At 44.8% G+C, this 13,005-nt stretch carries 16 protein-coding genes and 1 pseudogene; 12 read left to right on the top strand and 5 right to left on the bottom strand.

Features of this window, described 5'->3' with window-relative positions; genetic code table 11:
• Positions 1 to 4 precede the first annotated feature (4 nt).
• Genes G3255_RS16235 through G3255_RS16225 form a run of 3 tightly spaced genes read left to right on the top strand, consistent with a single transcriptional unit; the run spans position 5 to position 1,543 of the window.
• Complete coding sequence (locus G3255_RS16235) at positions 5 to 658, top strand: zinc dependent phospholipase C family protein (protein ID WP_211655425.1); 654 nt, start codon at positions 5 to 7, stop codon at positions 656 to 658.
• Complete coding sequence (locus G3255_RS16230) at positions 648 to 1,109, top strand: NUDIX domain-containing protein (RefSeq protein ID WP_211655424.1); 462 nt, start codon at positions 648 to 650, stop codon at positions 1,107 to 1,109. The genes G3255_RS16235 and G3255_RS16230 overlap by 11 nt, the downstream gene beginning before the upstream one ends.
• Before the next feature lie 38 nt (positions 1,110 to 1,147).
• Positions 1,148 to 1,543: a hypothetical protein gene (locus tag G3255_RS16225; RefSeq protein ID WP_211655423.1), complete on the top strand. Its 396-nt coding sequence runs from the start codon at positions 1,148 to 1,150 to the stop codon at positions 1,541 to 1,543.
• A 59-nt stretch (positions 1,544 to 1,602) separates the two neighbouring features.
• On the opposite strand, the gene G3255_RS16220 is transcribed toward G3255_RS16225, so the two are convergent.
• Positions 1,603 to 2,808 carry an MFS transporter gene (locus G3255_RS16220; protein WP_211655422.1) on the bottom strand — a complete coding sequence of 402 codons (1,206 nt, stop codon included), beginning with the start codon at positions 2,806 to 2,808 and terminating at the stop codon, positions 1,603 to 1,605.
• Between the two features lie 263 nt (positions 2,809 to 3,071).
• Here G3255_RS16220 and G3255_RS16215 point away from each other — a divergent pair, with 263 nt between their 5' ends.
• The 4 genes from G3255_RS16215 to G3255_RS16200 all read left to right on the top strand — a co-directional run bounded on the left by G3255_RS16215 (position 3,072) and on the right by G3255_RS16200 (position 5,942).
• Positions 3,072 to 4,169 (top strand): hypothetical protein, encoded by a 1,098-nt coding sequence (locus G3255_RS16215; RefSeq protein WP_211655421.1) that lies wholly within the window; start codon positions 3,072 to 3,074, stop codon positions 4,167 to 4,169.
• A gap of 20 nt (positions 4,170 to 4,189) precedes the next feature.
• The gene (locus G3255_RS16210; protein WP_211655420.1) at positions 4,190 to 4,756 is read left to right on the top strand and encodes a GNAT family N-acetyltransferase; all 567 of its coding nucleotides are present in this window, start codon (positions 4,190 to 4,192) and stop codon (positions 4,754 to 4,756) included.
• A 353-nt stretch (positions 4,757 to 5,109) separates the two neighbouring features.
• A complete protein-coding gene (locus tag G3255_RS16205; protein ID WP_211655419.1) occupies positions 5,110 to 5,457 on the top strand; it encodes a cupin domain-containing protein in 348 nt (115 codons plus the stop codon).
• Between the two features lie 38 nt (positions 5,458 to 5,495).
• On the top strand, positions 5,496 to 5,942 hold the full coding sequence (locus tag G3255_RS16200) for a DUF7878 domain-containing protein (RefSeq protein WP_211655418.1): 447 nt from the start codon (positions 5,496 to 5,498) through the stop codon (positions 5,940 to 5,942).
• A 103-nt stretch (positions 5,943 to 6,045) separates the two neighbouring features.
• Here G3255_RS16200 and G3255_RS16195 read toward each other — a convergent pair whose 3' ends face one another.
• The 4 genes from G3255_RS16195 to G3255_RS16180 form a co-directional block, all read right to left on the bottom strand.
• Complete coding sequence (locus G3255_RS16195) at positions 6,046 to 6,738, bottom strand: ABC transporter permease (RefSeq protein ID WP_211655417.1); 693 nt, start codon at positions 6,736 to 6,738, stop codon at positions 6,046 to 6,048.
• The gene (locus G3255_RS16190) at positions 6,722 to 7,654 is read right to left on the bottom strand and encodes an ABC transporter ATP-binding protein (RefSeq protein ID WP_211655416.1); all 933 of its coding nucleotides are present in this window, start codon (positions 7,652 to 7,654) and stop codon (positions 6,722 to 6,724) included. Before G3255_RS16190 ends, G3255_RS16195 begins: the two co-directional genes overlap by 17 nt.
• A 70-nt stretch (positions 7,655 to 7,724) precedes the next feature.
• Positions 7,725 to 8,672, bottom strand: coding sequence for a sensor histidine kinase (locus G3255_RS16185; RefSeq protein ID WP_211655415.1), 948 nt, complete (start codon positions 8,670 to 8,672; stop codon positions 7,725 to 7,727).
• Complete coding sequence (locus G3255_RS16180) at positions 8,669 to 9,370, bottom strand: response regulator transcription factor (protein ID WP_211655414.1); 702 nt, start codon at positions 9,368 to 9,370, stop codon at positions 8,669 to 8,671. The genes G3255_RS16185 and G3255_RS16180 overlap by 4 nt, the downstream gene beginning before the upstream one ends.
• A 257-nt stretch (positions 9,371 to 9,627) precedes the next feature.
• Between G3255_RS16180 and G3255_RS16175 the strand changes: the two genes are divergently transcribed.
• The 5 genes and pseudogenes from G3255_RS16175 to G3255_RS16155 all read left to right on the top strand — a co-directional run bounded on the left by G3255_RS16175 (position 9,628) and on the right by G3255_RS16155 (position 12,969).
• Positions 9,628 to 10,140 carry a GNAT family N-acetyltransferase gene (locus G3255_RS16175; protein WP_211655413.1) on the top strand — a complete coding sequence of 171 codons (513 nt, stop codon included), beginning with the start codon at positions 9,628 to 9,630 and terminating at the stop codon, positions 10,138 to 10,140.
• 39 nt (positions 10,141 to 10,179) lie between these two features.
• Positions 10,180 to 10,275 (top strand): annotated as a pseudogene (locus G3255_RS16170) (zinc-binding dehydrogenase); the annotation flags it as partial.
• A 169-nt stretch (positions 10,276 to 10,444) separates the two neighbouring features.
• Positions 10,445 to 11,206 (top strand): hypothetical protein, encoded by a 762-nt coding sequence (locus G3255_RS16165; protein ID WP_211655411.1) that lies wholly within the window; start codon positions 10,445 to 10,447, stop codon positions 11,204 to 11,206.
• Positions 11,203 to 12,429, top strand: a complete 1,227-nt coding sequence (locus G3255_RS16160; RefSeq protein WP_211655410.1) for a glycosyltransferase family 2 protein — start codon at positions 11,203 to 11,205, stop codon at positions 12,427 to 12,429. The genes G3255_RS16165 and G3255_RS16160 overlap by 4 nt, the downstream gene beginning before the upstream one ends.
• Positions 12,430 to 12,969: a GNAT family N-acetyltransferase gene (locus tag G3255_RS16155; protein WP_211655409.1), complete on the top strand. Its 540-nt coding sequence runs from the start codon at positions 12,430 to 12,432 to the stop codon at positions 12,967 to 12,969.
• Positions 12,970 to 13,005: the final 36 nt, after the last annotated feature.

The raw sequence follows: 13,005 nt of genomic DNA, 5'->3' as shown, positions 1-13,005 counted from the left end.
CGACATGGGATCACGCATGATGCATTTGATTATTGCTGAGCACGTGGCGGAAAGAATCGAGATTTCCGACCGGCCGCGGTTTCTGCTGGGTGGCATTGCACCGGATGCAGTTCACGGCAGAGAGCAAAAGACCAAGTCTCATTATTACGAAGGCAGCGTAGACGATGGGACGAGACGTGTACATTATGAAGCCTTCATAGAGAAATATCGGAAAGAGATACAGGACGAATTCATTCTCGGGTACGTCGTGCATTTAGTGGCGGACGATGTGTGGATGAAAGACATTTATTTTAAAAAAGACATGAAAAATCGCATCGATGCCGACCCGTCAGTGCTGGAGAAATGGCATGCGGATTTCAGGAAGCTTAACGGCATGCTCGTTAACCAATTTGATTGCGCAGGACTAGAACAACAACTGGCATCCGCCGAACTTCCTGAGACTCTTATAGAAGAAATTGAAATCAATAACTTACGAAAGTTCACCGAAGAAACGCTCGGTGACTTCCACTCAACAAAAGTATTTTCCAGTAAGGATTTGGAGATATACACAGTTGAAGAAATTACCGGCTATATCAAGTCCGCGACAGAACAGGCAGTCCGCGTATGTCTGTCTCTTGGGATGCAGGAACGGCAAGGGAGTAGACACATTGGCCATTAGAAATTCCGCGAAAGCGATCATTGTCAAAGACGGCAAAGTGTTGCTGACGACCAATGAAGACGCACAGGGCAGCTATTACCTATTTCCCGGCGGTGGCCAGGAGCTCGCCGAAACTTTGCCGGAAGCAGCCGTACGTGAATGCATCGAAGAAATCGGCTGTGCTGTCGAAGTGAAAAGCTTGATCCATATCCGCGAATACATAGGCGAGCGCCACGAATATGCCGAGACCGATAACGGCGTTCACCGGATTGAATATTATTTTGAATGCCTTTTGCAGGGTGACTTGCAATCGGCCGCACCGTCGAATCCCGACACGCAGCAAACCGGCTTTGAATGGGTGAAGATCGAGGACTTATTGGAGCATCGGCTCTATCCGAAAGGCATCCGGCGCTGGATCCAAGAGTTTGAAAGTGGTGGGGGAAATTCGGTTTACTTGGGGGCGTTTAACTAGCGGAGTCTAAGAACAAAAATGATAGAGGGGGATTAGTTTTGACGATTACTTTAAAAGGCCATGAATTGAATTCCGTTCATGATATGAAGAAACTATGGATCGTGATTGCGCAAGTACATCTCGAGGAACTGCAGAAAGATACGGAGAAAAAGAGAGCAATCCAGATCACTACTTCTAGTGCGTTGATCATTGCCAAAGAAATAAGCACACAAACACCTGATATAGAAAATCTTCCATTACTGGATTCTGCCATTCTTAAATCAGAAGATACGATCTTTCCATTAATCAAAGACAGCAATGTCACCAATATCTCCGGGATGATCGTTTTGAATGACGTCAAGATCGTGCCATTTGCGAACCCTGAAAATGTCATTGAATATGAAAGCTATGCCGTTTTTTCGGATCATATTATGGGATTTAGCCTGACAGATTAAATTTAACAATGAAAAGGGACAGCCGACATCTTCCGGCTGTCCCTTTTTCGTGTATTTATTTATTGCTGGACCATGCGTTGAAAGGAGCTGCGGCCACGGTAAGCGATCCAACTGGCGATAGCGAGCAAAAGGCTAGACAAGACAAAGACCGAGCGGATGCCGAACAGGTCGGCCATTATCCCCATCAATAGCGAAGAAACGCCGAATGTGCCCATGCCGATTGCCCCGAGTGTCGTGAACACTGTCGGCAATTGCTCTTTGGGCACGCTCGTCTGTACAACGGTCTGCTGCGGGATGTTTTTCAACTGGCTGAAGACGCCGACCAGTACGGATAAGCCGAGCGCGACGAGCGGCATGCTGTTCAAGCCGAACAGGACAGTCGCTACGCTGCTGAAAATCGCGCCGGCTAGGATGAAGCGGCTGAGATTGCGTTCGACCCATTCGGTAAAGCGCAGGCAAATGAGGCTCCCTGCGATCAAGCCGATAAAGAACGAACCGTTGATAAAGCCCCACCATTTCTCATCGACTGCGAGCGCTTCGCTGACGAATACATACAAAATAGCGGCGATCCACACGGCGCCGGCAATGGTCTCGAGCATTTCCATCAAAGCGATGCGTTTTAATACCGGCGTTTTTGAGACGGTCTGCCAGCCTTTGGTAATTTGGCGCCATTTATTTTGAGGTTCTGGCGGGGCGCTGTCGACTCTATCCAAGCCGCTCAACAACAAACTTGAAAGCAGGAACAATCCCGCTGTCAGCCAGACCAGTTCGATGGCGGCCAGCCAAATCAATAAGGAACTGCCGATAAACCACATCGCCGTTTGGATCAGCTGCGTAACGGTCTCGGTGATGCCGTTCGCTTTCAACAGCTGTTCGTTTTTCACGTAATTGGGAATCAAGGCCTGTGTCACCGGATTGGCGCAGCCATCCAAAAGCGCCACCAAACTGATCAATAAAAACAGCACAATAAAATTGGCCGGGTTTAACTGCGGCAGAAACAATGCCAAGGCAATCAACAAGCCGGTCTTGCCCAGTTGCGATCCTGCAAGCAGCCATTTTAAATCAAAGCGCTGCATGAGTAGCGGCGTTAAAGTATTCGAGACGAACATCGAACTGGTGATGACAAACGGCACCATTGCAGCAGCCGTGGCGGAACCGGTCAATTCAAAAATCAAGTAAATGATGCTGACAATATAGAGCACGTCGCCGATATTCGCAAGCGACTGACCCGTCAGCAATAATTTAAAATTTCTATTCAGTTTCATGATAAATCCCCCAAGAGTCAATTTCGTAAATGACTTCTACTGCAGGGGATAACTTAAATTGGACTGATCGTCACGCCGGATGTTCCTTTCGTAAGGAAGATAAAGCTTGGGGAATTTATCTTCAGGATGGATTGATTTCATTATACTCTAAATAATTGGAAAACAAATGGCGGCGAAAGAAAATATTGGATATAGTAGAAGCAAAGCTTATATAGCGAAAAAAATAGTACGGGAAATCTTTGAAATGGAAAGCAGGTCATCATATGAATAAAGCGAAGTTACAAGCAGCCGTTCGTCACGCAGCAGTAAAGTCTCCGGAATTTTTAGGGGAAGGGGCCTGGCATCATGCATGGAAAGTCGAAAAAGATGGCCGTGAACTGGTGTTGCGGATTCCAAAGGACGTTATATATGGCAAGCCGGCTGAATTCGACGAAGAAGAATTGACCGCAGAATACGCAGCGACAGAACTTTACTACCGCTCGGTTAATGAGGCAGTAAAAGGTGCGGCACCGGAGTTTTTCGAGTTCCACGTTTCTGAACAATTAAGCTATACGCTCGAGTCGTTCGCTGGAAAGCATATCGATCTGCATGACCTGTCGCGAGCGCAAGCGGTTGAGACCGGAAAGGCACTCGGTGAGATTTACCGGAAAACAGAAGAAATCCCGCACGGCTTGGACGGTTTTGGCTACTTGCATTGGACAGAGGAAAGCGGGCTGAGAGGCAGCATCACCGGAGACGTCCGCCGTTTTTTGAAAGAAGAAAGTGAAGAGCAGTTGTCGGATTACCGGGAACTCAGCGAGGCGCGCCCTGAATTTCAGGACGCTGCGGTGAATGATGCGCTGAACTTGGCAGTGGAGCTCCGAGAGCGGGGATTCATCCAGGCGCGCCTCAGCAATCAAGATGCTTCACCAGAAAATATATTGATAAACGGCACGCAAATTTGCCTGATCGATCCGTTTCCAAATATTTATTACCCAAGAGGAATGGCCGGGAACTTCATGAATCTTTACGAAACATTCTTTATCGCACTGTCGGATACCGAGCGTTATGGAAAGCACCGCTTTGCCGATTGCGCGGACAATTTAAAGGGTATTGCCGATGGATTCCTGGACGGTTATAGCGCCGGCGACAAGCGGGTTCAGGCTGAAGTCAGGGGCGAACAATTACTGCAGCTGCTGGAAACCGGCTACAGCCATTTTCATTTATTGACTGGGAAGCTGCTGGAAGAAGCACGCATCCGCTACGGTGACAAAAAGCAGATTGAAGATAGGCTTGCGACATTGGCAGGGGAACTGAAAGCGCTGGCTGCATCGGAAATCAAGAATCTCGCAAAAGCACTGAAGAGCGAAATCACACATTAAATAGAGGAAGGGGCACTGTTATGGATTTTCAGGAAATGGCTACAGATAGACTGGAACTCGTACAGATCGAAAAACATCACGCCAAGAGCTTCTTCGACATCATGTCGAGAGACGAAGTGGCGAAGTATTACGGCATGAGCAGCTTAAATGAACTGGATGAGGCTGAGAGCATAATCGAGTCGTTCAGGCAGACCTTCGAAAGCGGCAGGGGAATCCGCTGGGGCATCGTCGTGAAAGAAACGGGGGCTTTCATCGGAACAGTCGGGTTGAACAATTTGAATCTCAAAGGCAAAAAAGCGGAAATCGGTTTTGAGCTGCATCCGTCCTATTGGAACAAAGGCTATGTCTCCGAAGCCGTCAAAGAAGTTTTGGCGTATTGTTTCGGCCAACTCGGATTATTCCGCTTGGGTGCAGTTACATTTCCTGAAAACGGTGCATCCATCGCTTTGCTGCAAAAATTAGGATTCGAAAAAGAAGGCAGGCTAAGGGCTTATCTCTATCAGAACAACCGCTCCCATGATGCGTTTATCTTTTCACTATTGGCTGATGAAGGAACCAAAAGTGCTAATAAAGATATTTCATTATAAAAATCCTAAGCTACGTCTATTGCCATAACTTAGGTAGCGATTGAAAAGCCCGATTGTATCACAATAATAAAAAACGTAAGGAGGGAGAAGGTATCGACCTTTTCATATTTGCCGTTATCCATATCCTTATAGGTGTAGCACTCATATATAGCCATAAAAAATTACCAAGAACAATTACCACATTCGGTACAGTTTTTTTGATTATGAGCTTTCTATACTGGGGAAGAGTGGTAATGGAAGGTTTTTCGAGTAACCTATAAATAAAACCTGAATAAGGTCTATTATAAGTCCTTTAAGATAGTTGAATTCTCAGTAAGAATTTTGTCGCTATAAGCATCTGAAAGGGGAGCAAAATGGAGCTTTTCAAATTCGATAAAAACAATGGCAAACAGATTTCAAAGTTCAACTCAGATTTCATCATGTCCCGAATTACTCAAACGGCACAGCCCGCTCACATCGGCTGCATGCATTTAGGAGGAGATGGAGTAGTCGGGTATCACCAAGCAGTGAGCCCCCAGTTACTTTTAATCGTGAGCGGAGAAGGGCTTGTTCGTGGTGAGCAAGAAGAATATTTCAAAGTCGAGACTGGCGATGCGGTGTTCTGGAACAAGGGAGAATGGCATGAAACAAAGACAGACACAGGTTTGATGGCTATCGTTATCGAGAGCGAGAAGCTATCTCCCCTAATGCATATGGCATAATTAGTTTCATGTTTTCAACAACTCAAAGGAGTGTCCACATGGCCGTTCTAGTTATCGATTTTGAATTAGATCCTTCATTAAGGCTGGAGCAAAAATTACTTCGCCAAAGAAATGGAAAACTATTGCTTGATGTAGAGGGAGAGTTGAGAATTAGCGTCGATCATTCCTGCTTCTTTAGGGAACCATCGCTTGCATTATTGGAGTTCGCAGTGAGTTTGAAAGAGTGGCGTACAAAAGATTCCAGTGCAATCCACAGCTTTTATTACTTCACAATGGAACATGATGAAAGAGAAGGGCCTATCTTAGCTCTTATTAAGGAAAACGAAAGTGCATGGAAACTATTTTCTATATGGCAAGAATTTAACCATGAAAGCATTATCAGCACTGATGTTCTATTGAAGGCAGTCGATCGATATTTAACGGCATTCGAAGAAATATTAGTTACACGCTTCAATATCCGGTACTCGGATTTCATTAACCTGTAGTAGGTTTAACAGGACTGGTTATAAAAAAACATTTTAAAAGACCAATCAAGGTAGAATTCCTTTAATTGGTCTCTTTATTTATTTCAAAATAAAATCAGTTTCTTTAAAAATCCTGTTTCACAGCACGCCCAACCACAAAGTAAGCGATGAGAAAGCCAAGCAGGCCGAGGAAAACAGGAACGGCGGTAACAGAAAACAGGTTTGTATCGTTCGTATTCACCGATGACGACAGCAAGGCAACGATGGCGATTCCTGAAACGATCGTAGCGGGAACGGAGTATTTCCTCATGCCGAAGAATAGCGGAATCAACGACATTCCGGAGCAGGCTATGGCAAGCACGACTAAATGCAAGAGGTAGCCAGAAGGCAAAGCCAGTCCCAGCTCAACCGGCGTAAAGGCATACAGCTTATTGAAAGCTAAAAAGCTGTAGTAGACGATCAATGTCGAAGCTATGACGAAAAAAAAAGTGAGTACGCTGACAATGATCAACTTAGCGAACAATAGCTTTTTTCGGCTGATCGGATACATGAAGAGAAACGAAATGGTCTTGTTTTTGAATTCCTCAACAATGATCTGTGACAGTAGGACAGAAGCATAGATGACAAAGGCTGCAATGACAAAGAGTTCAATGATTACGCGAAGGTCATCAGAGCTGGATAAAAATTCAGTGACTGCTTCCGGTTCGATGCCGAGCAGCATCAACATGCCGACAATCGCCGCGTTGATCAGCACGAACGTGACAGCTACACCCACCAAATTCATTCTTTTCAATTCCAGTTTAATTAGATTTAGCATACGAACCCTCTCCTTCTATCAATTGAAGGAAGTAATCTTCAAGAGGCTGTTTTTTATGGTTGAGCGATTCGATTTCCACTTGGTTTTGCATCATGGACTGGAAAATATCATTCTGGGAAATGTCGTCGTAAATATTGATGATGCTTTTATCTTCCCTGACACGGAAATTCCGTGCCTTTAATTTATTTTCCAAAATGAACGCTGCTTTTGGATAATCTTTCACGACCAGCTCGATGTGATTGGCGTGGGTATTGCGGATTTCTTCCATCGACGCTTCTTTGATCAGCTGGCCTTTGCGGATGACGCCAATTGTGTCGGCGATTTGCTCGATTTCCGATAAGTTGTGGCTTGAAATCAACAAAGTAATGCCGTATTGACGGCTCAGTTTCACAAACAATTCGCGGAGTTCATGCATGCCGACAGGATCCAGGCCATTTACCGGTTCGTCCAAAATGAGAATTTCCGGTTTTGTGATGACGGCACGCGCAATGCCAAGCCGCTGCTTCATGCCGAGCGAAAAATCCTTCACGGGCTTGTTCTCCACATTCACTAAATTGACCAAGGCCAATGTCTCGGGAATCGCTTGTTTATCGTAATAGCCCATGTATTCACAATGCAGTTCCAGGTTTTTTCTGGCGGTCAGCTTTTCGAAAAAGATGGGGTATTCAATGATGCTGCCCATTCTTTTCAATAATTCATACGAAGTGTCATGCACTTTCTCGCCGAACAGTTCAATTTCTCCTCCGGAAGGCTTCACTAAATTGGTGATCATTTTCATGATCGTCGTTTTCCCGGCACCGTTCGGCCCCAGAAATCCGTAAATTTCCCCGTGGCGGACATTCATGTCAACGCCAGACACTACTTCTTCGCCGTTATACGCTTTGGTCAACTGATGCGTTCTAAGAATATGAGTCATGTTGCATTCTCCTCTCTTCCTTCTTAGAATCACTTTATCAAACGCTTCTGTCGCCCCACTTACTAAATCCTTACGAATTCCTTACGTTTCCTGAGTTTTTGAAAGTAACGGCAAATACGGTCTTGTTGAAAGGCACACTAGTGAAGCGGATGCTGCCTTTCATTCGTTCGACCAATCGTTTGGCGATCGTTAATCCAAGCCCGCTGCCTTCCGCCGAAGAACTTCTGGCATCTTCCAAAGTGTACAGGCGTTCGAAAATCTGATGGACGTCTTTGTCGTTAATGCCTTTGCCTCGGTCCCAGACTTCCATGATGACGTCATTCTTTTCCTGCCGCAGTGAAAGGCCTAAGACTTTTCCGTCTTTGCCGTAGCGGATCGCATTGGACAATAAATTTTCCAAGACACGCATCAAGGCGTCCCGGTCGGCTTCGATGAAAACCGCTTCTTCCGGAATGTCGATAAGAACTTCAAAACCTGTGGAACTTAAGGTGTCGTAATAGCCGAGAATGGCTTCGCGGCAAATTTCACTGGCATTGATGTTTTTCATTTCAATGGGCCAATCATTCGATTCCAGCTTCGCCAAATCGAAGAATTTACTGATGAGGTGGCTGACTTCCATCACTTTGCCGTTGACCTTCGAAAGCAGCTGTTCTCGTTCTTCGTCCGTGTATCTATTGTCGTGCTGAATCGTTTCGATGTAGCCGAGCACTACCGTCAAGGGCGTTTTCAAATCGTGGGAAACATTGGACAGCATGCGGTTCATCGACATCCGTAAGCGTGTGCCATCCGCAATGTATTCCTGGTGGTAATCAAGCAAGGAATTGATGCTGACGAGCAACTCCCTCAACGACTGTTCTTCGGTCCGGACCAGCAGCCTTTCCGTCGATTGTTTTTCGATGATATCGTCCAGCTTGTTTGAAATATAGGGGAGATCTTTCGTGATCGTCTGTTTGATTTTGTAATAGCGATAGCTAACAACTGTCAAAAGGAGCGCGAGGACTGCAGACACATAAATCATTTCGCTGCCTCGATTTTATAGCCGATGCCCCAAATGGTTTTTATGTATTTTGGCGAAGACGGATCTTCTTCGATTTTTCCTCTGAGACGCCGGATGTGGACATTGATGACATTGTCATCCCCGTAATAGGCCTCTTTCCAGATGCTTTCGAACAATTGGCCTTTAGTAAAAACACGATTGGGATTGGTCGCGAGCAGGGACAGAATCTGAAATTCTTTCGCAGTTAAACTCAGTTCTCGCCCGTTCTTGATGACCGTGAAATTAGCCAAATGGATCTCCAGGCCATCCATTCTCACAATTTGTTCCGGCTGGTCCGGCGCGCTTTGGCTGTATTGCTTCGAACGGCGCAAAGCCGCTTTGACCCGTGCCGTCATTTCAATCAACGAAAACGGTTTGGCGATATAGTCATCCGCCCCAAATCCGAGTCCCAAAGCTTTATCCAAGTCGCTGCCTTTTGCCGACATGATCAAGATCGGCAAGGTGCTGTCGTTGCGCATGAGCTGCAAAACATCCAAACCGTTCGCAGTCGGCAGCATCAAATCCAGAATAACCAAATCGAAGGGTCCTGTTGAGAACAAGCGCAATGCTTCGTCGCCATCAAATGCGGACGTCACGGCATACCCTTCTTTTTTCATATGGTTCAATACCATTTCATGAATTTGATGATCGTCTTCTACCAGCAAAATCGCTTCATTCATCGCCATCACTTCTTTCTATTCAAGTATTATCTGAAGGAATTTAACAGTTCCTGTGAAATTGAGAATTTTTGGTTCCTTTCCATCATTATAAACATTTTCCATCTCAAAAATATCGATCTACTCATTCCAGCGTGAAAATAGAATGCGATTCTGCTTGCAAATGGTATTGAACAAGGTGCGGGAATCCAGTTATCTTCTGGCGAAATAGATTTTTTAGGTATAATCAGGCTAATGACCAATCAGCAGGAGGGAAGCTTATGGAAATCACGTTGCACTTGCTCCAACAACAGGATGCGGCCGGATTGTTCCAGTTTGAATTGGAGAATCGGGAGTTTTTCGAGCGGCTGGTGCCGAGCCGTGGAGATGATTTCTACGTCTTCGAAAATTTTCTTTCGAGGCATGAGGAGTTATTGAAAGAACAACAAGAAAGCTTTGCAAACTTCTACCTGATTAAGAACGATTCAGGAGACATTCTGGGAAGAATCAACTTAGTGGATATAGACAGGAACAATCAAACGGCAGAAATCGGATTTCGGATTGGGGCGAAATACGGAGGGAAAGGGATAGGAAACCGGGCCTTGAACCTGTTGCTAAATGCCGATTTGGGGTTGAAGCAAATACACGGAAAAACGACGACTGTCAATGGAGCTTCCCAAAAAATACTGACGAAAAACGGATTTAAAGAAGTAGACGTTAGCGAAGAGGAATTCAAAATGGATGGCCAGAATATGCGCTTTGTGCATTATTTGTGGGAAGCGGGAAAAAGATGATTTCGCTCCTCCAGCTTGAATGAGAGTTCTCTTCTAAACATCGATAAAGTGTTTGATTTTGAAGATGTATTGCAAGCACTCGATTATCTTGAAACGGGGAGAGCAAAAGGAAAAGTCATCGTCCGAATGAAATAAAGGCAGTTTGAAACTCTTTTCAATATATAGAAAAGAGTTTCTTTTTTTATCTAATGATTAGTGAAAAAGGGTTCTTTTAAGAGAGTTCATATATAGATAAATCGGCACAAAATTAGTAAGCTGTGTATAAGTACAAGGTTTGGCTGCTTGTGCTGGAAAGGAAATCCACATGACAAAGAATTTTGTTTTGACGGCACTTATTTTAGCATTGCTTTTGAATGGCTGGCTGGTGGCCTATTTTGCAGTGCCCAATTATCTTGAGCTGATTGCGGTGGGGCTGTTATCGCTCGTCTTCATGTCCATTCTTAGCGAGCGCTATATTTTTTTATATGCGATTACGATGGTTTTATTATACGGGGCTTATTTAACAGTAACCTCATTCGGCCAGTCGTTGCCTGAGGGCATGCAAGTGCAATACATGTACAGCCATTTGCTGTTCACCAGTTTCCATTTGATTTTTTGGATGCTGATGAACGCTGTGAAAAAAATAGGTTATCAAAATTCGGATTTGCAACATCAGGTCCAATTGCTCCAAAAATACAGACAGGGATCTCAAATCCTCACAATGACTGAGTTTAAAGATCAAGCAGAGTGGCTGTTAAAATCGACGGCCCGAAATGGAAAGGAATCCTATTTCCTGAAGGTTGAGCTTGAATCTTCCAAAAAGAGAACAAAACAGAATATGCAGGAGATGCTTGAAAAAGCAGCCCTCCAATCCATTCGGCAAAAATACGATTTAGTTTCCAGCGACTTTGGCATCATCTACTTTCTTTTAAAAGATACCCATCAAGAAGGCGCAGACATTGTCATGGAGCGCTTCCGGGAAAAAAGCCAAACCGAACTGAATTTCATCACACCTCCTTATCGATTCGAACAAGTCCACATTAAAGATGCCGAGCAGTTGAATGAGTTGTTGGGGGCAAGATCATGACACACGTGATTTTACTCATCATGCTGTTCTTTTGGATGCTGTTGATTTTTTATTCAATTTTGACCATCTCTGGAGTTTGGTACCGAATGCGATTCAAAAAGCCGCAAAAGCTGTCAGATTATCCAAGCGTCGCCGTGTTGATCCCTGCGCATAATGAAGGCATTGTCATGGAAGATACCTTGCGGGCAATGGCTAGGTTGCAGTATAGCGGCCAATTGGATATCTACGTACTGGATGACAATTCGAAAGACGAGACTGCAGAGATTGCACAGGAATTCGCGGAAGTGTTTTCCAGAATCCATTACATTCCTGTACCCGTCAGTTCTCCTTCTGGAAAATCCCGTGTATTGAATTATGGGCTGAGCATTTCACAGTCGGATTACTTTGTGGTATACGATGCAGATAACGAACCAGAACCCGACGCAGTGGAATTATTGGTAGAAGTCGCAGAACAAACTAAGAAAGCCGCCGGAGCGGTAGGTTATGTCAAAACCAAAAACGCGCACATAAATACGCTGACCCGAATGATCGGTTTGGAGTTTCAAGTGTTTCAATTATTGATGCAATGCGGGCGCTGGCAGTTTTTGAAACTCGGATCCCTGGCTGGCACGAATATGCTGCTTCGCAGAAGTGTATTGGAAGAATTGGGTGGCTATGACGTCAATGCTCTAGCAGAAGATGCAGAGTTGACGGTTCGGCTCCACGCAAAAGGCTATTTGTTACCAGTAGTGCCAGAATCAAAAACATGGGAACAAGAGCCAGAAAAATTGATGACGTTTATCAAGCAGCGTACACGTTGGCTTACAGGGAATATATATTTGCTGGAGAAGTCATTTAAGGACTTGTCCCATTGGCGTGGAATGACTTTTTTCTTGAGCCTGCAGCATGTACTAACCTATTTGGTTTTCGTGGTCGTTCTTCTATTCTCGGATATCTTTTTCATCATGAGTGTTCTGGGGATGGAGTTGCCGAATATGGAAGCCCCATTATTGATGCTGTGGTTTATGAGCTATATCGTTTACACAGCCCAGTTATTAAGCGCATTGGTTGTGGACAGGAATGTATCGCCTAAGAACGTATTCTTCATCTTCATCATGTATTTCACGTATGCCCAATTATTCATTATCCTATTGCTTCGCAGCGTGACGGTCTACATCTGGAGCCGTCTTCGCGGCAACACGATTGCATGGGACAAAACGAAGCGTTTTAAGGGAGTGGGGTAAATGGTGAGCAACTCGATTCAATTAAGAGAATTTAAAAAAAGCGATTGGGAAGGCGTACATAAATATGCCTCTCAGGAAACAGTTTGCCGAACACAGCAATGGGGCCCGAATTCGGTAGAAGAGACCATCGAGTACGTCGATCAAGTTCTTGCAGACGAAAAAAAAGTTCCGAGAACACGGTTTACGTTTGCTGTAGTTTATACAGAAGACGACGCAATGATCGGTGCTGGGGAACTCACTATCAAAAGCTTTGAGAACAGGACCGCTGAAATCGGCTATATCATTAATCCTGATTATTGGGGCAGGGGAATCGCCACAGAAGTTGCCGAAAAGCTCATTTGTTTTGGTTTTGATAAATTGAATTTTCACCGAATTTACGCCACATGTGCACCTGAAAATATCGGTTCCCGAAAAGTCCTGGAAAAAGCAGGTCTGTTGTTCGAAGGGCACATGAGAGAAACTTTGTGGGTAAAGGGGAAATGGAGAGATTCACTTCTTTATAGTGTTTTAGAAAATGAATGGGATGGGCAGGGAAAATAGGTTTTGACTTGCACATTAGACATTCTCATATCATCA

Origin of the sequence: Planococcus sp. MSAK28401 (assembly GCF_018283455.1) — a bacterium.
GTDB classification, from domain to species: domain Bacteria; phylum Bacillota; class Bacilli; order Bacillales_A; family Planococcaceae; genus Planococcus; species Planococcus alpniumensis.
Note: the sequence above shows the minus strand (reverse complement) of the source record. Positions and strands in the feature narration are given on the sequence as shown.